We start from the raw sequence: 20,145 nt of genomic DNA, 5'->3' as shown, positions 1-20,145 counted from the left end.
GTGACTGATCCGACCCGGAGCGAAGCGGTACCGGACCGCTTCGACGACTTCGTACGACAGCGACTCGATCGCCTACTGCGTTACGCCACGGCGCTGACCTGCGACCCGCACCTGGCACAGGACGTCGTCCAGGACGTCCTGCTGCGCGCGCAGCGACGGTGGGACCGCGTCTCCACCCTCCATGCGCCGGACGCCTACGTACGTCGCATGGTGACCAACGAGTACCTCTCGTGGCGGCGTCGGCGGGCCGCCCGGCACGTCGCGGCCACCCACGAAGCGCTGGAGGTGCTGACGACCCCGGTGGCCGACCACGCCGCGCACTACGCCGAGCGGGACGCCATGCGCGCCCGGATCGCGACGCTACCGCGCAAACAGCGTGCCGCGCTCGTGCTGCGCTACTACGAGAACCTCACCTATGCCGAGATCGCCGAGGCCCTGGGCTGCGGCGAGAGCACCGTCCGCAGCCACATCTCGCGCGCGCTGTCCGCTCTGCGCGCGGCCGAGGCCGCTCGTACCGGCCGCACCGGGTCCGTGAAGGGGGTTCTGGCATGACCGGCGACCGCACCGAATCTCTGATCCGAGAGGCCCTCGCCCACGAGGCGGGCCGGGCCGTCGACCCGAGCGTGGTGAGGACCCGGTTGTCCCAACGGGGTCCCCGGCCCGCGCTCCGGCGCAGACCCGCTGTGGTCCTGGCGGCGGCGGCCGTGGTCGCCGTCGCGATCGCCGCCGTGATCACGCCCCGGTTGCTGGGCACGGACCCGTCCGAGCAGGCCACCACACCTGCGACCTCGCAGTCGGTCGACGAGCGCACCCTGGTGATCGCGGGCATGGACGGCGCCGGGCATCCCGACGCGATCCTGCTGGCGCGCGTGCGCCCCGACGGTGCTTCCGTGGTCTCGCTACCGCGGGACGCGGGGGTCACGGTTCCCGGTCACGGGCAACACCCGCTGAACAGCGCCTACCAGCTCGGCCGCCAGGCCGCGCTCGACGCGGGACGCAGCGAGCGAGACGCCGACCACCAGGGCGCCACGCTGCTCGTGGACACCGTCGCGCAGCTCACCGGTGAGGCCGCCGACCACTACGTGCTGGTGGACACCGACGCCGTCGGCGCGGTGGCCACGGCGGTCGGTGGTGTCGAGGTATGCGTGCGCGAGGCCCAGCATGACCCGACGTCGGGCGCAGACCTGGAGGCCGGCAGGCAGACGCTGTCCGGCGAGCAGGCGCTCGCGTTCCTGCGGCAACGACGGAACCTTCCCCGAGGCGACCTCGACCGCATGGTCCGCCTTCAGGTCTTCGCCCAGTCACTGTTCGACTCCGTCGGCAACGCGCGCGGGGACGGCTTCTCGAAGGTGGCCGAAGCACTCGCCGGGCACGTCCGGACGGACCCGGAGCTCGACGTGCTGGGCCTGGCCGAGCAGCTCGCCACGTGGGACCGGCCGAAGCTGGCGACCGCGACCATCCCGGTCGGCGGCGCCAAGTCGTCCCCCGGCGACTCCTTCGTGCTCGAGGTCGACGAGGCGAAGGTCCGCGAGTTCGTCGGCCCCTTCCTCGACGGGCAGGCTCCCGAGGACGGTGCCGGAAAGCAACTCCCCGACGCCGGGCCACGCTGCGTGTACTGAGGCGACACGGCGATACGGCGACACTGCGACACTGCGACACGACGAAGGCCACCACCCGCATCCGGTGCGGGCGGTGGCCTCTCGTCGTGCTCTCCCGACTACGCCAGCAGCGCGTCGACGAACGCCTCCGGTTCGAACGGGGCGAGGTCGTCAGGTCCCTCACCGAGGCCGACCAGCTTCACCGGGACACCGAGTTCGCGCTGCACCTGGAAGACGATGCCGCCCTTGGCGGTGCCGTCCAGCTTGGTGAGCACGATGCCGGTGACGTCCACGACCTCGGAGAACACGCGGGCCTGCGCGAGGCCGTTCTGCCCGGTCGTGGCGTCGAGGACCAGGAGGACCTCGTCCACCTTGGCCTGCTTCTCCACCACGCGCTTGACCTTGCCGAGCTCGTCCATCAGGCCGGTCTTGGTGTGCAGCCGTCCCGCGGTGTCGATGAGCACGGCGTCCACGCCGCTGTCGATGCCGCGCTTGACGGCGTCGAAGGCCACCGACGCGGGGTCGGCGCCCTCCTTGCCGCGCACGACCTCGGCACCGACGCGTTCCGACCACGTCTGGAGCTGTTCGGCGGCGGCGGCGCGGAACGTGTCGGCCGCACCCAGCACCACCTTGTGGTCCTGGGCGACCAGCACACGGGCGAGCTTGCCGGTGGTGGTGGTCTTGCCGGTGCCGTTGACGCCCGCGACCAGGACGACGGCGGGCTGCTTCGCACCGTCGACCGTGTGCGGCAGTGCGCGCACCGCGCGGTCGGAGTCGCGGCCGAGGGCGTTCACGAGGACTTCCTGCAGGAGTGCGCGAGCCTGCTCCGAGGTGCGCACGCCCCTGGCGGACAGCTCGGTGCGCAGGGTCTCCACGATCTCGGTGGTGGTCGCCGCGCCGAGGTCGGCGATCAGCAGGGTGTCCTCGACGTCCTGCCACGAGTCCTCGTCGAGGTCACCTGCGCCGAGCAGGCCCAGCAGGCTCTGGCCGAGCGCGGACCGCGACTTGGACAGCCTGCCGCGCAGCCGCTCGATCCGCCCGGCGGCGGGAGCGACCTCTTCCTTCGGCTCGACCGGAGCCTCGGGAACCGGTTCGGGGGCGGGCTCGGGTTCCGCCTCCGGCGGAGTGGGCACGACCTCGGGTTCGACGGTCTCGGGGGCCCGCGTCGCCTCGTCCACGCCCGGCTCGACGGTCTCGGGGACCTCCGGCGCCCGCGTCGCCCCGGCCACGCCGGGCTCGACCGTGGTGTCCACCTCGGGTTCGACGACGGGTTTCTCGGGTTCACGGCGTGGCTCGGGCACGGCCTCGCGAGTCCGCTCGGGCAGGACCACGTCGACGATGTCACGGCGCGGCGCGTCCCTGGGCACGGCGGCGTCCTCGCCCACGCCGGGCTCGCCGTCGGTCTCGGTGCGTTCGGACACCGGATGCGGGGGCGGCTCGGGCGGGGCGGGTTCCCTCTCCCCGCCCGGTGCCAGCGCGATACCACCACCGGCCTGGTAGCCGCCGCCCTTGGGGCGTTCCACTTCCCTGCGGCGCTCGAGACTGATGCGGCGCTTGCGTGCGATCGTCAGCCCGGCCACCAGTGCGACCAGAAGCACGACGGCCGCGATGACGATGATCCACAGCCAGGTGTTCGACACGCTTGCCATCCTCCCACTCGGCGACGTCGCCAGCAGTGCGCCCCCAGGGCCGAACGGCCCAGCGCATCGGCCGTCACCGAGCGCGGTCGCCGACCGAGCCGACGCGGGCGGGCACGGCCTGCCGCTCTCCGGCGTGGGCGTACCCCGCGGCAGCGATGGCCACGCCGGGTCGTCATCCGATCGCGTAAAGATCGTCTTTCTGCGGAACGTCACGAGAGGCGAACAGCGAGTTAGTCAAAACACAACCTCTGCGACATCTTTTTGGACAATCCTTCACCGAACGTCTTGCGTCCGCGGCCACCCTGGACTAGACCACCACCGTGGTAGAAAGCAAGTCCGAGCTCCGAGTCGTGGGGCTCCTCTCCGGAACGTCGGTGGACGGCATCGACGTGGCGGTCGCCTCGTTCCGTGTCGACGGCGACGAACTCACCCTGACCCCGCTCGGTCACCGGGAACTGCCCTACCCGGAGCGACTGCGGCGTGACCTTCTCGCCGCGCTGCCTCCCGGCGGATGCAGCGCCGAACAACTCACCAAGCTGGACACGCGGGTGGGTCAGGCGTTCGCCGACGCCGCCGGACGCGCCGTCACCGAGATCGCGGGCGGCCGCGCCGACCTCGTCGCGTCACTCGGCCAGACCGTGTTCCACTGGGTCGAGCAGGGCCACGTCGAGGGCACGCTGCAAGTCGGCCAGCCCGCCTGGATCGCCGAACGCACCGGACTCCCCGTCGTGGCGGACCTGCGGGTGCGCGACGTCGCGGCGGGAGGGCACGGCGCGCCGCTCGCGAGCACACTGGACGCGCTGTGGCTGCGCGCGGACGCGGAACGTGAGGGCGGACCCGTGGGCGCGCTCAACATCGGCGGCATCGCGAACCTCACCGTGGTGCACCCGGACGGCTCGGTACTCGCCTACGACACGGGGCCGGGCAACGCGCTGCTGGACATCGCGGCCGCCGAGGTGACCGGCGGCGCCCAGCACAGCGACCTCGACGGAGCGCTCGCCTCCCGGGGAAGGGTGAGGCAGGACCTGCTGTCGCGGCTGCTGGCCGATCCGTACTATTCCAGCGAACCCCCGAAGTCGACCGGCAAGGAGTACTTCCACGCCGCCTACCTCCGGCAGGCCACCGAGGGACTGGCTCCGATCGACGGCCCCGACCTGCTCGCCACGCTGACCGAACTGACGGCGGCGACGGTGGCCGCGGAGTGCGAACGTCACGGCGTCCGCACCGTCGTGGCCTCCGGCGGCGGCCTGCGCAATCCCGCCCTCGTGACCGCGCTGCGGAGCCGCGTCACCGTGGTGCCGAGCGACGAGAACGGTCTGCCGTCCGACGCCAAGGAGGCGTACCTCACCGCGCTGCTCGGCTGGCTGACCTGGAACGGAATCCCCGCCAACGTGCCGAGCGCGACGGGCTCGGCAGGACCTCGCCTGCTCGGCACGATCACGCCGGGGGCAGGTCCGTTGACGCTCCCCGAACCGCACCCGCAAGCCCTGACCCGCCTGCGGGTCACCACCCCCGACACACCGTAGGAGACAACAGCCATGCGCGCACTGGACCTCGCGATCATCGCGATATTCCTGGTCGGGTCGCCACTGCTGGGCGTTCTGCTCGGCGGCAAGCAGAAGTCCTCGACCGACTACTTCGTGGGCAGCCGGCAGGTGCCGTGGTGGGCGGTGACGTTCTCCGTCGTCGCCACGGAGACGTCGACGCTGACGGTGATCAGCGTGCCGACCGTGGCCTACCTGGGCAACGTCACGTACCTGCAGCTCGCGATCGGTTACCTCATCGGTCGCATCCTGGTGGCCTTCGTGCTGCTGCCGCGCTACTACGCGGGTGACCTCGTGAGCGCCTACGGTTTCCTCGGCAAGCGGTTCGGCAAGGGTATGCAGGGCACCGCGTCGGTGACGTTCCTGGTCACGCGGCTGCTCGCCGACGGTGTGCGGCTGTTCGCGACCGCGATCCCGGTCAAGATGGTGCTCGCCGCGCTGGGCCTCGACGTCTCCTACTGGGTGATCATCGCGGCGATCGCCGTGGTCGCCGTCGTCTACACCTACCTGGGCGGCATCAAGGCGGTCATCTGGGTCGACGTGGTCCAGATGGGCATCTACTGCATCGGCGCGGTCGCCGCGGTGTTCATCCTCGCCGGTCGACTCCCCGACGGCTGGTTCGGCTCGCTCTCCGACGAGGGCAAGCTCCAGTTCTTCGATTTCTCGTCCAACGTCATCACCAACCAGTACGCGTTCGTCACCGCCGTCGTGGGTGGCGCGCTGTTCGCGATGGCGTCGCACGGCTCCGACCAGCTGATGGTGCAGCGCCTGCTGGCCTGCAAGAACGTGCGCGACAGCCAGAAGGCCGTGATCGCCAGCGGTGTGGTGGTGTTCTTCCAGTTCGCGCTGTTCCTGCTGGTGGGCGCGATGCTGTGGTCGTTCTACGACGGCGCCGACCCGGCCTCGATGGGCCTGCAGACCAACGACGAGCTGTTCCCGAAGTTCATCGTCGAGCAACTGCCCGCGGGGCTGTCGGGCCTGCTGATCGCGGGCATCCTGGCCGCCGCGATGAGCACCATCTCGTCGTCGCTGAACTCGCTGTCGACCTCCACGGTGAGCGACATCTACCAGCGGGTGACGAAGAAGGAACTGCCGGACTCGGTGGTGCTCAAGCAGGCGAAGCTGTGGACACTGATCTGGGCGGGCGTTTTCGTGATCTTCGCGTCGATGTTCACGAGCACCGACCAGCCGGTGGTCGAGGTCGGTCTGAGCATCGCCAGCTACACCTACGGCGCTCTGCTGGGTGCCTTCGCGCTCGGCATCCTCGTCAAGAGGGCACGTCAGGCCGACGCGATCATCGCGTTCGTGGCCACGATCGTGGTGGCTGCCGTGTTCATCCTCGGCGTGACGTTCACCGTCGACGGCGAGGAGGCCGGCCTGGCCTTCCCGTGGTACGTGCCGCTCGGCGTCGTCGTGACCCTCGTGGTCGGTGGCCTGCTGTCGCTGCGCCACCCCGCGGCCGCCGGACCCGACGAGCTCGACCGGGTCAAGGAAACGGCCTGATGTGATCGGGTGAGCAACGGCCGGGCATCTGAACGGGATGCCCGGCCGTTCTCGTTCTCAGCCGCTCGGTCGGACGAGGCGTCGACGCTCGACCACAGCCTGCTCCACGGACGACGGCGGGTTCAGCCTCACTGAAAGCTGGGGAACGGGATCCGGCTCCGCGATCCGGCGGGGACAGCGCTGGGACTTGCCCGGGACGGAGCGGTGCGAAGGAGTCTTGTGCGCGGTTTCGCTGATGGTAGTTTGGGCGCGTGTTCGCCTCAGCCGTCAGCTCGATGTCCGCGCGGAGCGCGGACGCCCGGGTGCGATTGGGCGGCACACGGAGCCACTCGATGAGTGGTGTCGCGCGGCCCGCGCACCGCGCTGGCCGAAAACCTTCGTCACACAGGCAGAACTGTTGGCTCCTCCTTGGATGGAGGGTGACGCCGGAAGGCGTGATGCGCCATCCCGGAACCAACGGGTGGCTGAGCTCCTGGGGCACGAACGCTCATGGGGAACTGGCAGGCTGCCCTCCGTTACCACGGGAGTGATTCGGCGGTAGGCGCTGCCTCGTCCGTCGTGCGGTGGCGACTCGTCCTGTCGCCGCCGCGTTTCGTCCGTCCCGTTCTTGGCTGCTCTCCCGGCTCTGCTTCCCGTTCCGCTTCCGGCTGCCCGGAAGCCGAGCCGGGGATTCGTGACGCGAAGGTTGATCTGTCATGTTGTTGTCTCGGTTCGGTGCCGCTCTGCGGCGTGACACGGTGGGTGGCTTCCTCCTCATCGGTGCGGCCGTGGTGGCTTTGACCTGGGCGAACTCGCCGTGGGGAGAGCTCTACGAGCGTGTTCGGGAATTCCGTTTCGGCCCGGAGTCGCTCCACCTGAACCTGCCGGTCGAAGCGTGGGCTGCCGACGGCTTGCTGGCGCTGTTCTTCTTCATCGTCGGCAACGAGCTCAAGCAGGAGTTCGTGCACGGTGAGCTGCGTCGCCCGAGGCGGGCGCTGTTGCCGATCGTCGCGGCCGTCTGCGGTGCCCTCCTCCCAGCGGGCATCTTCGCGGCGATCAACCTGGGACAGGGTCCGGCCGCGCAGGGGTGGGGCATTCCCATGGCCACCGACATCGCGTTCGCCATCGCGGTACTGGCCGTGGTGGGGCGGTTCCTGCCACCGGCGCTGCGGACGTTCCTGCTGACCTTGGCCATCGTCGACGACCTGGTGGCGATCAGCGTGATCGCGGTGTTCTACACCGACAGCTTGTCGTTCGGGCCGATGCTGGCCGCAGCCGCGTTGCTGGGTGTGTTCGGCTATCTCCAGCGTGGCCGCGGGCCGGCGGCGGTGTTGCGCCGCTGGCGGGTGGCGAGCTGGACCGTCTACGCGACACTGGCCGTCGTGATCTGGGCGTTGGTGCACGCCAGCGGGATCCACGCCACCATCGCCGGGGTGGCGATGGGACTGCTCATGCGGACCCGTCCTCACAACGGAGAGGAGAGCTCGCCCAGCCACCGCGCCGAACATGTGTTGCGGCCGTGGGCGATGGGGCTGGCCTTGCCGGTGTTCGCACTGTTCTCCGCTGGCGTCGTCTTCGGTGACTGGTCCAGCATGCTCACCGACACCGTGGCCCTCGGAGTGACCGCGGGCCTGGTGGTGGGCAAGCTCGTCGGTATCGCCGGTGGTGCGTGGTTGACCACGAAGCTCACCCGGGCGGAGCTGGACCCGAGCCTGAGTTGGACCGACATCGTGGGTATCTCCCAGCTCGCCGGGATCGGTTTCACCGTTTCACTGCTGATCAGCGAGCTGTCGTACACCGGCCATCCGGGAATGCTCGAACACGCCAAGAGCGCGGTGTTGCTCGCCTCCCTGTTCGCGACCGTGCTCGGTGCCGTCGTGCTCGGTGTCCGCAGTGCGCACTACCGCACCCACGGCATCGGGGAACACGCTCGGCAGGTGGCCAACTGATCGGTGGCGGTGTCGGCCTCGCCGACCGGACTTCCCGGCACGCGTCCCGCGGCATCGCGCTCCTGCCGGTTCCCTGCCGCGCCGGATCGCTCGGAGCGTCGAGGAATCGGCGTAGACCGCCCGCTACGCCGGCTGCTCCACAGCGTCGGGTGAGCGCAGTCGCTGCGAGATCACCTTGGTGATGCCGTCGCCCTGCATGCTCACGCCGTAGAGCGCGTCCGCGATCTCCATCGTGGGCTTCTGGTGCGTGATGATGATCAGCTGCGAACTCTCCCGCAGCTGCTCCAGCAGACCGATGAGCCTGCGCATGTTGGTGTCGTCGAGCGCGGCCTCGACCTCGTCCATGACGTAGAACGGCGAGGGCCGCGCGCGGAAGATCGCCACGAGCATCGCCACCGCCACCAGCGACTTCTCCCCGCCGGACAGCAGGGACAGCCGCTTGACCTTCTTGCCCGGCGGGCGTGCCTCCACGTCGACGCCCGTGGTGAGCATGTCACCCGGCTCGGTGAGCACCATGCGCCCCTCACCCCCGGGGAACAGCACGGAGAACACGGTCTCGAACTCGCGCGCCACGTCGTGGTACGCCTCGGTGAAGACCTCCAGGATCTTGTCGTCGACCTCCTTGACGACGGTGAGCAGGTCCTTGCGGGTCTCCTTGAGGTCTTCGAGCTGGGTGGACAGGAACTTGTAGCGCTCCTCCAGCGCGGCGAACTCCTCCAGCGCCAGCGGGTTGACCTTGCCGAGCTGGGCGAGGTCGCGCTCGGCGCGCTTGGCGCGACGTGCCTGCGTGGCGCGGTCGTAGGGGATCGGCTGGGGCTCCATCACCGTCTCGCCGCGTTCCTTCGCGGCCTCGTACTCGGCCACCTCGCCGGGGCCGGGGGGCACGGGCACGTCCGGCCCGTACTCGGCCACGAGGTCGTCGAGCGCGATCCCGAACTCCTCCGTGATCCTGGTTTCGAGCTGTTCGAGGCGCAGCCGCTGTTCGGCCCGCAGCACCTCGTCCCGGTGCACCGCGTCCGTGAGCTTCTCCAGCTCCACCGTCAGCTCCCGCACCCGGTTGCGCACCTGGTTCAACGCCTGCTCGGTGTGCTCGCGGCGGGCCTGGACGGCGTCGCGTTCGGCGGCGGCTCGCTGCAACGACGTCTCGATGCGGTCGAGCGCGGTCTCGCCGCCGGCCACGACGGCCGCCGCGATCGCCGCGCCCCGCTCCCGCGCGATGCGCGCCTTCTCGGCTCGCTCCCGCGCCTGACGCTCGGCTTCGGCCGCGCGCCTCAGCGAGTCGGCCTTCCCCGCGATGCTCCGGGCGCGTTCCTCGGCGGTACGCAGAGCGAGGCGGGAGTCCATCTCCTCCTGCCGCACCTCGGACAGCGCTTCGGCGGCCTCGTCGCGTTCGCTCGTGTCGATGTCGGTATCCACCGGCTGCTCGGCGACCGCCGCGAGCCGTTCCTCCAGCTCCGCCAACTGCGCGAGGACGTCCTCGCGAGTGCGCTCCACCTTCTCGCGCTGGGCACTGAGGCGTTCGACCTCCGCCTGCGCGGAGCGGGCGGCCTTCTCCAGACTCGACAGGCGTTCCGTGGAGCGGGCCCTGCGCACCTTGGCCTCGTTCAGCCCCTCCTTGGCCTGTTCGAGTTCGGCGCGGCGGTCCTGCTGCTCGGCTCGGGCCCCTTCGAGTTCCGCGGCCGTGCGTTCCAGCGCGCGCTCGGCCGCGGCGAGGCGGTCCTGCGCCTCGTCGACCGCGGCCTGCACCTCGATGACGCTCTCGTCGCGGGCGGAGCCACCCGTCGCCCAGTGCGCGCCGAGCACGTCGCCGTCCCCGGTGACGGCCGTGACGTCCGGGTGTGCCGCCACGAGCGTGCGGGCGTCCTCCAGCGACGGCACCACCGCGACCCGGCGCAGCGCGTGTTCGACGGCGGGGCGCAGTGCCTCGGGCGCGGCGACCACCTCGCGAGCCCACCGTGCGCCCTCGGGCAGTCCGGGCCAGCCCTCGGGGTCGTCGTCTGTCGCCGAACCACCCACCAGCAGCCCCGCCCGCCCGGCGTCGTTGTCCTTGAGGTAACGCAGCGCGGCGATCGCGTTGTCACCCTGCGCCACGGCCACGGCGTCGGCCACGGGACCGAGCGCGGCGGCGAGCGCCACCTCGTACCCGGCGTCGACCGTGAGCAGCGCGGCCACGGAGCCCAGCAGCCCCGGAAGGTCGTCGGCGGCCCCGAGCAGCGCTCCCGCACCGTCCTTGCGGGTCAGCCCCATCGACAGCGCGTCGACCCGTGCCTTCTCCGACGCGATGTCGCGCTCGGCGGCGCGTTCCGCCTTGACGAGTTCCTCGACTCGGGCCTTCGCGGCCTTGTGAGCCTCGATCGCGTGCTCGTGGCGGGTCCGCAGGGCCTCGTCGTCGGAGTCCTCGACACCGCCCTCGGCGCGGGCCTCCTCCGCGCTCTCCGCGGCGGCCTCGGCGCGGGCCACGGCGTCGGAGATGCCGCTGCTGAGGCGGTCGATCTCCTCGGCGGTGGCGTTGCTCTTGCTGCGCAGCGCCTCCACCTGACCCGACAGTTTGGCGATTCCCTCACGGCGGTCGGCGATGGCCCTCACGGCGGCCAGGTGGGCGCGTTCGGCCGCCTGCACGACCTGTTCGAGGTGCTCGCGGCGTTCCACCACCTCGGCGAGCACGGAGCGGGCCTGCGACACCGCCTCGGTGAGTTCGGCCTCCCGCTCGGCCACGCGCTCGGCCTCGGCGAGCAGTTCCTCCGGGTCCCGGCCCGTGCCACCGGTGTCCACGTCGGCGGACAGGTGCCGCCTGCGCTCGGCCGCCAGGCGCACGGTGCCGCGCAGCCGCTCGGCCAGCGCCGACAGCCGGTACCAGGTGTCCTGCGCGGCGTTCAGCTTCGGCGCGTCCTCGGCGAGTGTCTCCTCCAGCTCGGCCTGCTCCGACATGACGAACTCCAGCGTCCGCTCCACCTCGGCACGGCGGGCGCGGGCGGCCTTCTCGTCTGCCTCGTCCTTCTCGATCTCGCGGCGCTGTGTCACCAGGTCGTCGGCGTAGAGCCGCAGCTTCGCGTCGCGCAGTTCCGCCTGCACCGCCTGTGCCCGGCGGGCGATCTCGGCCTGCTTGCCGAGTGGCTTGAGCTGGCGGCGCAGCTCCGCGGTGAGGTCGTTCAGGCGGTCGAGATTCGCCTGCATCGCGGTGAGCTTGCGCAGCGCCTTCTCCTTGCGCTTGCGGTGCTTGAGCACACCGGCGGCCTCCTCGATGAAGGCCCGGCGCTCCTCCGGCTTGGCCTGGAGGATCTCCGAGAGCTGCCCCTGCCCCACGATGACGTGCATCTCCCGGCCGATACCGGAGTCGGACAGCAGTTCCTGGATGTCGAGCAGGCGGCACGTGCTGCCGTTGATCTCGTACTCGCTCGCGCCGTCGCGGAACATGCGGCGCGTGATCGACACCTCGGTGTACTCGATGGGCAGCGCACCGTCGGCGTTGTCGATGGTCAGCGTCACCTCGGCACGGCCGAGCGGGGCACGTCCCGCGGTGCCGGCGAAGATGACGTCCTCCATCTTTCCGCCGCGCAGGTCCTTGGCCCCCTGTGTGCCCATCACCCACCGCAGCGCGTCCAGCACGTTCGACTTACCGGAACCGTTGGGGCCGACGACGCACGTGATTCCGGGTTCGAACCGCAGGGTGGTCGCCGACGCGAAGGACTTGAAGCCCTTGAGCGTCAAGCTTTTCAGGTGCACGCGGCGTAGACCTTTCCCGTACCGACTGCTCTCGTCCGGCGTCCGCGGGCAGTGTTCGCACTGTCCGATCGGACGATGCTACCGGCGAGCCGGTCACGCCCGTGGTAGGCGGGCGTCGGCGTGGCAGGAGAGAGAAGACGTAGGGGTTCCGCGCGGACCGGCGACGGACCGGCGACGGACCGGCGACGGACCACGGTGCCTGACACCGTTCGGTCACCGCGGACCACTCGGCTTGGTCGCGACCCGACCGTCCTGCCCGCCTGGACGACAGAACCGAGCCGGGTCAGCGCTCGACGAAGCCCGTCAGTCCCCCGCGCGGCTCCGACCACAGCTCCGCCACGTGCTCCACACGACCGGGTGATTCTCCGGAGCGGAGAACCGCCAGCAGTCGTTCGCACGCGTCGCGGGGTCCCTCGGCGACGACCTCCACCCGGCCGTCCGAGAGGTTCGTCGCGCGGCCCACGAGCCCGAGCTCCAGCGCCCGGCTCCTGGTCCACCAGCGGAATCCGACTCCCTGGACCATGCCGTGCACCCACGCCGTCAGGCGGGCGGTCCCGGTCTCGTCAGCCACGTCAGCCACGTTCCCCATCGTGCCGCAACGTGTCCCCGCGTGACCGTCCGACTCGCACGGGTGAGTGCGTTCGCGACCGGATTCGCCCCGGTGATACTGTGCCGCGCGAACACTCGGGGGCTCGAAGCATCTCCGAAGGAGTCGCATGACCACCTCGCCAGGGCAGCCACCACGCGACCAGGTCGCGCCGCCCCGCGAGTTCGCGGGACGGCTGCACCGCACCGGTTACCTCGCCCTCGCCGCCAGCGGCCTCGCGCTGTGCACGGCGTTCGCGGCGGTCGCGCAGGTCATCCAGCCCGAGACCTCCGAGCTCACGCCGACCACGCAGACCGGCCGCTCCACCGGCGGCGGCGGGCCGACGGAACTCGTGCCGGGCCAGGCCGTGCCCGCCGAGGCCACGGTCGTGATCGACGGCGTGGCGGTCACCGGTGAGATGCCCACCTCGTCCGGCTCACCGACGACGATCATCACCACCGACGAGAACGGCAACCGGCGCACAACCGTCCACACGCCCTCGCAACACGAGCCGACACGCAACTCGCCCGGCAACGGCGGTGACAACGACGACGGCACCGGCGGTGGTGGCGACGACGGCGAGCAGCCGAATCCGGAGCCGACAGACAACAAGCCCGGCCCTCAACCAGGCGATCCTCCCGACGACGGCGACGACACCCCACCCCCTGACGACGGTAGTGGCCCCACAGACCCCGGTGACGATGACGGCAGCACGAACCCGGGAGACGGCGACACTGGGGACAGCAGCAGTCCTCCTACTAGTTCGGAGAACGGGGCTGGCGGTGGCTCGTCCACGTCGGCCGCCCCGACGACGTTCACCACCACGACGAGCCGAGCAGACCTCACGTCGTCCCCGGCGCTGTCCGGGACGACCACGACCGCTCACTGATCACTCACTGAAATCGAGCGCGTAATCCGGACGGCCTAGTCCGGCTCACTGTTCTGGCCCCCATCGCTGCTATGGCGAACACGAGTGCCATCCTTAGGCTTTCGATCTACCCTCTAATGTCTGAAACAAACAGAAGTCTTGCAGTTTCAGATATATGATGGAGGGACTTAGACATAAGGGGGTCCGTGGTGGATGAGCCCAGTCCCGAGCTGCTGGAGAGCTACACACGCCTGCTCGACCTCGTGCGAAGCGGCGCCGCCGACACGCGACCCGCGCTGAGTCAGCGGACCGGGCTCGGCCGGACGGCCATCACCCAGCGCACCACCACGCTCCTCGACGCGGGACTGCTGGAGGAGGGCGACCTCAACCCCTCCACGGGCGGCCGCCAGGCGCGAACGCTGCGTTTCCGCAAGGACGCCGGTCGTATCCTCACCGCCGAACTCGGCGCCACCGGCTTCACCGCGGGTGTCACCGACCTCATGGGCACGGTGCTCACCATGAGGCACCGGGACTGCGACATCGCGCAGGGCCCCGACCCCGTGCTGACGGAGGTCGAGAACACCCTCGACGCCCTGCTGGCCGACGTGGGCGGAACTCCCTCGGACGTGTGGGGAGTCGGTCTCGGCCTGCCGGGGCCGGTGGAGTTCGCCACCGCCCGCCCGTCGGAGCCGCCCATCATGCCCGGCTGGAACAACTACCCGGTGCGGGAACGCCTCGCCTCCCACTACCACGCCCCCGTGTGGGTGGACAACGAGGTCAACCTGTTGTGTCTCGGCGAGCTGCGCGCCCCCGGACTGCTCGACGATCTCGGCGACCTGCTCTACGTCAAGATCGGCACGGGAATCGGCGCGGGAATCAGTCACGGAGGCCACCTCCACCGCGGCGCGCAGGGTTGCGCGGGCGACATCGGCCACGCCGCCGTGTCCGACGACAGCTCCGTGGTGTGCCGGTGCGGCAAGACCGGGTGCCTCGAAGCCGTCGCCGGTGGCGCGGCGCTGGCCAGGGACGGCGAGCGGCTGGCCCGCTCCGGCGACAGTCCGGCCCTCGCCGCCATCCTCGACGTCAAGGGCACGATCACGGCGGCCGACGTCACCGCGGCGGCCGGCGCGGGTGACCATCACGCCGTGCAGCTTCTGGTCAGCGCGGGCAGGCGTATCGGAGCCATGCTCGCCACGATGGTCAACTTCTACAACCCGTCCACGATCCTGCTCGGCGGCAAGATCGCGGGGGCGGGCGACCTGTTCCTCGCCACGATCCGCGAGACGATCTACCGCCGCTCGCTGCCGCTGTCCACACGGGAACTCCGCATCGAGAAGGCCCGGCTCGGCGAGGAAGGCGGCCTCGTCGGCGCCGCCTACATGGTGCTCGACGAGCTGTTCTCCGTGCGCCACTTCGGCAAGTGGTTGCACGCGGGATCGCCCAGCGGCATCACCGGCATACACGGCACCAACGGCGTCCGGTCCGGGTTGGCCCCCGCGTGACAGCTCTCACCCTGAGAGCGGGCTGTGAATTGGGACTGTTCGGGCACTTGTTCGGCATCCCGTAGCGTTGAGTCTGGTGTAGAGCACAACAGGTGTCTCCCCCAGAGGTGAAGCGAGCAATGACCCACGCGTTCTCCCAGACGGCGTTCTCTCCGGCGCCTCAGGCGTCGCAGCTGCCGACCATGCCCACGGGCTGGCCGATCGGTTCCTACGCCACCTACGCGGAAGCGCAGCGCGCCGTTGACCACCTCGCCGGCAAGAACTTCCCCGTGCAGGACGTCACCATCGTGGGCGTCGACCCGCTGCTGGTCGAACGCGTCGCCGCGCGGCTGACCTGGGGCAAGGTCCTGGGCAGCGGTGCGCTGTCCGGCGCCTGGTTCGGTCTGTTCGTCGGGCTGCTGCTCAGCCTCTTCACCCCCGGCGCCGGACTCCCGGCCATCCTGATCGGCCTGATCTCCGGTGTCGGTTTCGGCATGGCGTTCGCCGCGGCGAGCTACGCCGCCACACGCGGCCGTCGCGGGTTCGTCTCGCACAGCCAACTGGTGGCAGGCCGCTACGACGTGCTGTGCCAGCCCCGCAACGCCGAGAGCGGGCGCAACCTGCTGGCCCAGCTCGCGATGTCACGCCAGAGCTGGTAGCTCGGCCCGAGTCATTTGCCGTTCGGTACGGCCACTGTGAACGGCACCTCGTCGACCTCCTCGCAGAACGGCCGGTAGGCGTTGTAGCCGTTCACCGTGCCGTAGTCGTCCATACCACCCTGCTCGACATGCGGACGCGGGAAACGGTTGTCCGTACCCGTTGGGATCCTCTCCCCCGTGTGTTCTTCGCAGCCGTAGCGCGGAATCCGGATCGGGCTGCCCTGCTCGGTGTAGAAGTAGAGGTCGGTGAGCGGTTTGCCCTCCGCGTCGAAGACGTAGATGTTGTCGACCTGCTCCGATCCGTAGAACAGCAGCGGCTCCCCATCGGCAGCGGGGTAGGGGTAGGGAGCGGGGTAGGCCGTGTCCGACGACCGCGCCGACCCGATCACGTAGTCGGCAAGGCCGGCACCCGCTCCCACCACGAACGCCGACAGAGTCAGCGCCACCGACACCAGCCGGTGGTCCCGAACGGACTTGGGCCCCACCCACACGCCGAGCCCCGCCAGCAGGAGCAACGTCACCAGGCCCACCACGCCGCCGCTGTCCGGGGCGACCGCCAGAGCGACCCCCAACACCACCAGGAGCGCGGCTGACACGCCCCACCACACGGGGTTCAGTGCCCTCAACCAGCCCACCGCCCGCCTGGACATCTCCCCACTGCGGTCCACCGACGCCAGCCTGCGCACCTCGGGCAGCCCCCGCAGCACGGAGGTGCCGTACGTCGCGAAGTACCCACCCGACAGACCCACCAACGGCAGTGTCAGGAGCAGCAGGAACAAGGCATCCTCGTTCAACCCGGACGCCAGTACAGCACCCGCGATCCCGGCACCGAGACAGCCGAGCAGCATACTCCAGAACGCCAGCCGCGCTACCGCCGTGCGGGGCTGCGTCACCCGGCCGCCCTCCCGCTCCGGAGGCGGCGGATACTCCCCTGCCGAACGCACCTCGGCCGCGTAGCTCTCCGGCGTACCCAGTTCCCGGGTCATCGCCTCCACTGTGGCGTCCTCGCCCAACCCATTCACGATCTCGGCCAGGTGGGGACGCACGTCGTCGACGATCTCGTCGATCTCCGCCTCGGGCAGGTCCGACAGCGCCGTCCGCACCCGAGCCAGGTAGGCCCGTACGACGGGGTGAGTGTGTGTACTCATAGATCCTCTCCCAACAGGCGCTCCATCGTGGCCGCGAAACCGCGCCAGGTCTTCGCCGAGTCCGCGAGCCGCGCGCGACCCAGCTCGTTGAGTCCGTAGTACTTGCGGTGAGGGCCTTCCTCGCTGGCCACCACGTACGTGGTGAGCAGCCCGGCCTTGTACAGGCGCCGCAACGTGCCGTACACCGAGGCGTCACCGACCTCGTCCAGCCCCGCCTGGCGCAGACGTCTCAGCACGTCGTAGCCGTAACCGTCGTCGTGCCGCAGCACTGCCAGAACCGCGAGGTCGAGCACGCCCTTCAGCAGTTGACTCGTTTCCACCGGCCCTCCTTTATTGCGCCGTGGACACTACCACGCATTGCACAGTAGTGTGCGCAGGATTGCTCTAGTGTTCGCCGGTGGAACCAATCGAGTTGCGGCGGTTCGAACGCGCGCAGGCCGAGGACCTCGCGGACTTCCTGTCCGGCGAGACATGGCCCTACCACAGCGTGCCCCGCATCGCGGCCGCCGACGTGCTGCGGCAGGCCGCCGACGGCTACTACGACAACTCCTCGGCCCGCACCTTCTGGATCACCGTCGGCGGACACCGGGTCGGGATCGCCCGGCTGTTCGACCTCGACGACGGCACGCCGCTGTTCGACCTGCGGATCACCGGAACGGCCCGGCACCGGGGCATCGGCACGCGAGCACTGCACGCCCTCACGGCGTACCTGTTCACGGAGCTACCCACGATCACCCGCGTCGAGGCGACGACCAGACGGGACAACGTGACCATGCGACGCGTTCTCGCCGCTGTGGATACGTCAAGGAAGCCCACTACCGGAAGGCCTGGCCCGACGGCGAGGGCACACCGCACGACGCCGTCGGCTACGCGATCCTCCGCGACGACTGGGCGACGGGCACGGTCACCCCGGTCGACTTCGACGACGAAGGCGGTCCCTAACGGCGTCGCGTTCGCGGCTTCGGCTGGCAGCTCGGACAACTGAACGACGAGCGGTTCGCGAACGCCTCACGCACGATCGGCGAGCCGCATCGACGACAGGGTTCGCCCTCACGTCCGTAGGCGTCGAGAGATCGGGAGAAGTAACCCGACTCACCGTTGACGTTGACGTAGAGCGCGTCGAAGGACGTGCCGCCCACCAGCAGCGCCTCGGCCATCACGTCGGCCGCGGCGGTGAGCACGTCACGCGCCTGCGTCGCGGTGAGGCGGTCCGTCGGACGTGACCAGTGCAGCCCCACCCGCCACAACGCCTCGTCGGCGTAGATGTTGCCGACCCCTGACACCAGGGTCTGGTCGAGCAGCGCGCGTTTGACCTCGGTGCGCCGAGCCCGCAGAGCACGGGAGGCGGCGACGACGTCGAACAGCGGGTCCATCGGGTCGCGCGCGATGTGAGCCACGGCCGACGGCACCACCGTGCCGTCGACCTCCACCAGCTCCGACAGCGACAGGCCACCGAACGTACGTTGGTCGACGAACCGCAGCTCCGGTCCGTCGTCGGCGAACCGGACCCGCACCCGCAGGTGCTTCTCGTCCACCACACCACGCGGCTGCACCAGCATCTGCCCGCTCATACCCAGGTGGGCCAGCACGGCAGCACCGTCGGCGAGGTCGAACCACAGGTACTTGCCCCGCCGCCGCGCGGCCGTGATCTTGGCGCCGGTGAGCCGGCCGACGAAGTCGGCCTCACCGAGCACGTGACGCCGGATCGCCCTCGGGTGCAGGACCTCCACCGAGGTCACCGTGCGCCCGACCACGTGGGTCTCCAGGCCTGATCTGACGACCTCGACCTCGGGCAACTCGGGCACCTGTCGCTACTCCGCCCGCTCCTCGGCCTGCTTCTCGGCCGTCAGCTCCGCGTCGAGGGCACGCCAGGCCGCCTCGGCGGCCTTCTGCTCGGCTTCCTTCTTCGTGGTGCCGTCACCGTGTCCCAGGTCACGGCCCGCCACGAGAACCACCGCGCTGAACTCCTTGCGGTGGTCGGGGCCGGTGTCCGCGACCTTGTACTCGGGCACCCCGAGACCGGCCGACGCGGTGAGCTCCTGAAGGCTGGTCTTCCAGTCCAGGCCCGCTCCCCGGCGCGGCGCCTCGTCGAGCAACCTGCCGAACAGTCGGTGCACCAGCGACCGCGCGGTCTCGATGCCGTGCGCGAGATACACGGCACCGATGACGGCCTCGAGCCCGTCGGCGAGAATGCTGGCCTTGTCCCTGCCGCCGGTGAGTTCCTCCCCCTTACCGAGCAGCAGGTGGGCGCCGAGCCCGCCCTCACCGAGACTCCTCGCCACCCCGGCCAGCGCGTGCATGTTCACGACACTGGCCCGCAACTTCGCCAACTGCCCCTCGGGCAGGTCCGGGTGCTGCCGGTACAGATGGTCGGTGACCACCAGGCCGAGCACCGCGTCGCCGAGGAACTCCAGCCGTTCGTTCGGCGGGAGTCCCCCGTTCTCGTAGGCGTACGAGCGGTGGGTCAGGGCAAGGGTCAGCAACTCACTGTCGAATTCGACACCGAGCGCGTCGAGAAGGGATGCGGGATCGGCTGCCGGTCCGCTTGGCGACTTACCCCCCATTCCGAACGACCTTAAGCCGGCTCGACGACCTGACGCCCGGCGTACTGGCCACAGTGCGGGCAGGCGACGTGCTGCGGCTTCAGCTGCCGGCAGGCGCGGTTCTGGCAGGCCACCAGCTGCACCGGGCTCGCCTTCCACTGCGAGCGGCGCGAGCGAGTGTTGGAACGCGACATCTTCCGCTTGGGGACGGCCACGGCTGGGTCTCCTCACACAGGTCTGCTCGCGGTGTGCGAGCGGTCTTCGCAAACTACGCCGGACAGGTGTCCGGCAGGCTTACCGGTCGGAGCCGTCAGCCGTGTCGCCACCCGGAGTGTCCTCCAGGCGCTGCACCAGCGCGGCCCACCGAGGGTCTATGGTCTCATGCCCGTGACCGGGCTCGAGATCGGCCCACTTCACACCGCAGACCGAGCACAGTCCCTCGCAGTCCTCGCTGCACAGCGGCGCGAGCGGCAGGGCGAGGACGACGGCGTCCCGGACCATCGGCTCCAGGTCGATCCAGTCGTCGACGATGCGGCTGACCTCGTCTTCCTCGGTGGTCTCTTCGGTGGTCGACTCCGGGTAGGCGAACAGCTCGGTGACACTCACCTCGACGTCGCCGGACACCGGGTCGAGACAGCGCGAGCACTGGCCCTCGGTTCGCGCGGACGCGGTGCCGCTCACGAGCACGCCCTCGACCACGGACTCCAGGAGCAGGTCCACGGTCACCGTCGAACCCGAAGGCACCTCGACGACGTCGGGGACGCCCAGCGCCGTCTCGACCGGCAGCTCACGCCGCAGCGGCAGGCTCGAACCGGGTCGGCGACTCAGCTCATGGGTGTCGAACAGCCACGGGTTGCGCGCGTCGGCACGCTGGAGGCTGGGACTTTGCTGGCTTTCTTCAGGCATCGAAGCTTTCTCGCGCGA

General features: G+C 70.2%; 18 protein-coding genes. 9 read left to right on the top strand and 9 right to left on the bottom strand.

Annotation, left to right across the window (positions count from 1 at the left end):
• Together SACCYDRAFT_RS05450 and SACCYDRAFT_RS05445 are read left to right on the top strand one after the other, a co-directional pair.
• Positions 1 to 552 (top strand): RNA polymerase sigma factor, encoded by a 552-nt coding sequence (locus tag SACCYDRAFT_RS05450; protein ID WP_005454363.1) that lies wholly within the window; start codon positions 1 to 3, stop codon positions 550 to 552.
• Positions 549 to 1,619, top strand: coding sequence for an LCP family protein (locus SACCYDRAFT_RS05445; RefSeq protein WP_005454361.1), 1,071 nt, complete (start codon positions 549 to 551; stop codon positions 1,617 to 1,619). Before SACCYDRAFT_RS05450 ends, SACCYDRAFT_RS05445 begins: the two co-directional genes overlap by 4 nt.
• Positions 1,620 to 1,717: 98 nt before the next feature.
• Here SACCYDRAFT_RS05445 and ftsY read toward each other — a convergent pair whose 3' ends face one another.
• On the bottom strand, positions 1,718 to 3,247 hold the full coding sequence (ftsY, locus tag SACCYDRAFT_RS05440) for a signal recognition particle-docking protein FtsY (RefSeq protein WP_043536178.1): 1,530 nt from the start codon (positions 3,245 to 3,247) through the stop codon (positions 1,718 to 1,720).
• Between the two features lie 311 nt (positions 3,248 to 3,558).
• Here ftsY and SACCYDRAFT_RS05435 point away from each other — a divergent pair, with 311 nt between their 5' ends.
• From SACCYDRAFT_RS05435 to nhaA, 3 genes are all read left to right on the top strand, one after another.
• Positions 3,559 to 4,764, top strand: coding sequence for an anhydro-N-acetylmuramic acid kinase (locus SACCYDRAFT_RS05435; protein WP_043536177.1), 1,206 nt, complete (start codon positions 3,559 to 3,561; stop codon positions 4,762 to 4,764).
• A gap of 12 nt (positions 4,765 to 4,776) precedes the next feature.
• A complete protein-coding gene (locus SACCYDRAFT_RS05430) occupies positions 4,777 to 6,285 on the top strand; it encodes a sodium:solute symporter (protein ID WP_005454355.1) in 1,509 nt (502 codons plus the stop codon).
• A gap of 695 nt (positions 6,286 to 6,980) precedes the next feature.
• Entirely contained in the window at positions 6,981 to 8,213 is a 1,233-nt protein-coding gene (nhaA, locus tag SACCYDRAFT_RS05425; protein WP_005454353.1) for a Na+/H+ antiporter NhaA, read from the top strand.
• A gap of 123 nt (positions 8,214 to 8,336) precedes the next feature.
• On the opposite strand, the gene smc is transcribed toward nhaA, so the two are convergent.
• Together smc and SACCYDRAFT_RS05415 are read right to left on the bottom strand one after the other, a co-directional pair.
• Positions 8,337 to 11,936, bottom strand: coding sequence for a chromosome segregation protein SMC (smc, locus tag SACCYDRAFT_RS05420; protein WP_005454350.1), 3,600 nt, complete (start codon positions 11,934 to 11,936; stop codon positions 8,337 to 8,339).
• Between the two features lie 283 nt (positions 11,937 to 12,219).
• Positions 12,220 to 12,525, bottom strand: a complete 306-nt coding sequence (locus tag SACCYDRAFT_RS05415) for an acylphosphatase (protein WP_005454348.1) — start codon at positions 12,523 to 12,525, stop codon at positions 12,220 to 12,222.
• 127 nt (positions 12,526 to 12,652) lie between these two features.
• On the opposite strand from SACCYDRAFT_RS05415, the gene SACCYDRAFT_RS05410 reads away from it, so the two are divergent.
• The 3 genes from SACCYDRAFT_RS05410 (at position 12,653) to SACCYDRAFT_RS05400 (ending at position 15,530) form a co-directional block, all read left to right on the top strand.
• On the top strand, positions 12,653 to 13,411 hold the full coding sequence (locus SACCYDRAFT_RS05410) for a hypothetical protein (RefSeq protein ID WP_005454345.1): 759 nt from the start codon (positions 12,653 to 12,655) through the stop codon (positions 13,409 to 13,411).
• Between the two features lie 188 nt (positions 13,412 to 13,599).
• Positions 13,600 to 14,892, top strand: a complete 1,293-nt coding sequence (locus SACCYDRAFT_RS05405) for an ROK family protein (protein ID WP_005454343.1) — start codon at positions 13,600 to 13,602, stop codon at positions 14,890 to 14,892.
• A 119-nt stretch (positions 14,893 to 15,011) separates the two neighbouring features.
• Complete coding sequence (locus SACCYDRAFT_RS05400; protein WP_005454341.1) at positions 15,012 to 15,530, top strand: general stress protein; 519 nt, start codon at positions 15,012 to 15,014, stop codon at positions 15,528 to 15,530.
• 11 nt (positions 15,531 to 15,541) lie between these two features.
• On the opposite strand, the gene SACCYDRAFT_RS05395 is transcribed toward SACCYDRAFT_RS05400, so the two are convergent.
• Both SACCYDRAFT_RS05395 and SACCYDRAFT_RS05390 read right to left on the bottom strand, forming a co-directional pair.
• Complete coding sequence (locus SACCYDRAFT_RS05395; RefSeq protein ID WP_005454339.1) at positions 15,542 to 16,678, bottom strand: DUF1700 domain-containing protein; 1,137 nt, start codon at positions 16,676 to 16,678, stop codon at positions 15,542 to 15,544.
• Positions 16,675 to 16,998: a PadR family transcriptional regulator gene (locus tag SACCYDRAFT_RS05390; protein WP_005454337.1), complete on the bottom strand. Its 324-nt coding sequence runs from the start codon at positions 16,996 to 16,998 to the stop codon at positions 16,675 to 16,677. The genes SACCYDRAFT_RS05395 and SACCYDRAFT_RS05390 overlap by 4 nt, the downstream gene beginning before the upstream one ends.
• Positions 16,999 to 17,075: 77 nt before the next feature.
• Between SACCYDRAFT_RS05390 and SACCYDRAFT_RS05385 the strand changes: the two genes are divergently transcribed.
• Positions 17,076 to 17,663, top strand: coding sequence for a GNAT family N-acetyltransferase (locus SACCYDRAFT_RS05385; RefSeq protein WP_198284973.1), 588 nt, complete (start codon positions 17,076 to 17,078; stop codon positions 17,661 to 17,663).
• Here the strand turns inward: SACCYDRAFT_RS05385 and mutM are convergent.
• From mutM to SACCYDRAFT_RS05365, 4 genes are all read right to left on the bottom strand, one after another.
• A complete protein-coding gene (mutM, locus tag SACCYDRAFT_RS05380) occupies positions 17,617 to 18,483 on the bottom strand; it encodes a bifunctional DNA-formamidopyrimidine glycosylase/DNA-(apurinic or apyrimidinic site) lyase (protein WP_005454333.1) in 867 nt (288 codons plus the stop codon). The two genes, SACCYDRAFT_RS05385 and mutM, sit on opposite strands and share 47 nt — an antisense overlap.
• A gap of 6 nt (positions 18,484 to 18,489) precedes the next feature.
• Positions 18,490 to 19,242 carry a ribonuclease III gene (gene rnc / locus SACCYDRAFT_RS05375; protein ID WP_005454332.1) on the bottom strand — a complete coding sequence of 251 codons (753 nt, stop codon included), beginning with the start codon at positions 19,240 to 19,242 and terminating at the stop codon, positions 18,490 to 18,492.
• An 11-nt stretch (positions 19,243 to 19,253) separates the two neighbouring features.
• Positions 19,254 to 19,436, bottom strand: a complete 183-nt coding sequence (gene rpmF / locus SACCYDRAFT_RS05370) for a 50S ribosomal protein L32 (protein WP_005454330.1) — start codon at positions 19,434 to 19,436, stop codon at positions 19,254 to 19,256.
• A gap of 79 nt (positions 19,437 to 19,515) precedes the next feature.
• Complete coding sequence (locus SACCYDRAFT_RS05365; RefSeq protein ID WP_005454327.1) at positions 19,516 to 20,127, bottom strand: YceD family protein; 612 nt, start codon at positions 20,125 to 20,127, stop codon at positions 19,516 to 19,518.
• Between the last annotated feature and the right edge of the window lie 18 nt (positions 20,128 to 20,145).

Source organism: Saccharomonospora cyanea NA-134 (assembly GCF_000244975.1).
Lineage (GTDB): Bacteria > Actinomycetota > Actinomycetes > Mycobacteriales > Pseudonocardiaceae > Saccharomonospora > Saccharomonospora cyanea.
This window is presented reverse-complemented; position numbering and strand designations above follow the sequence as displayed.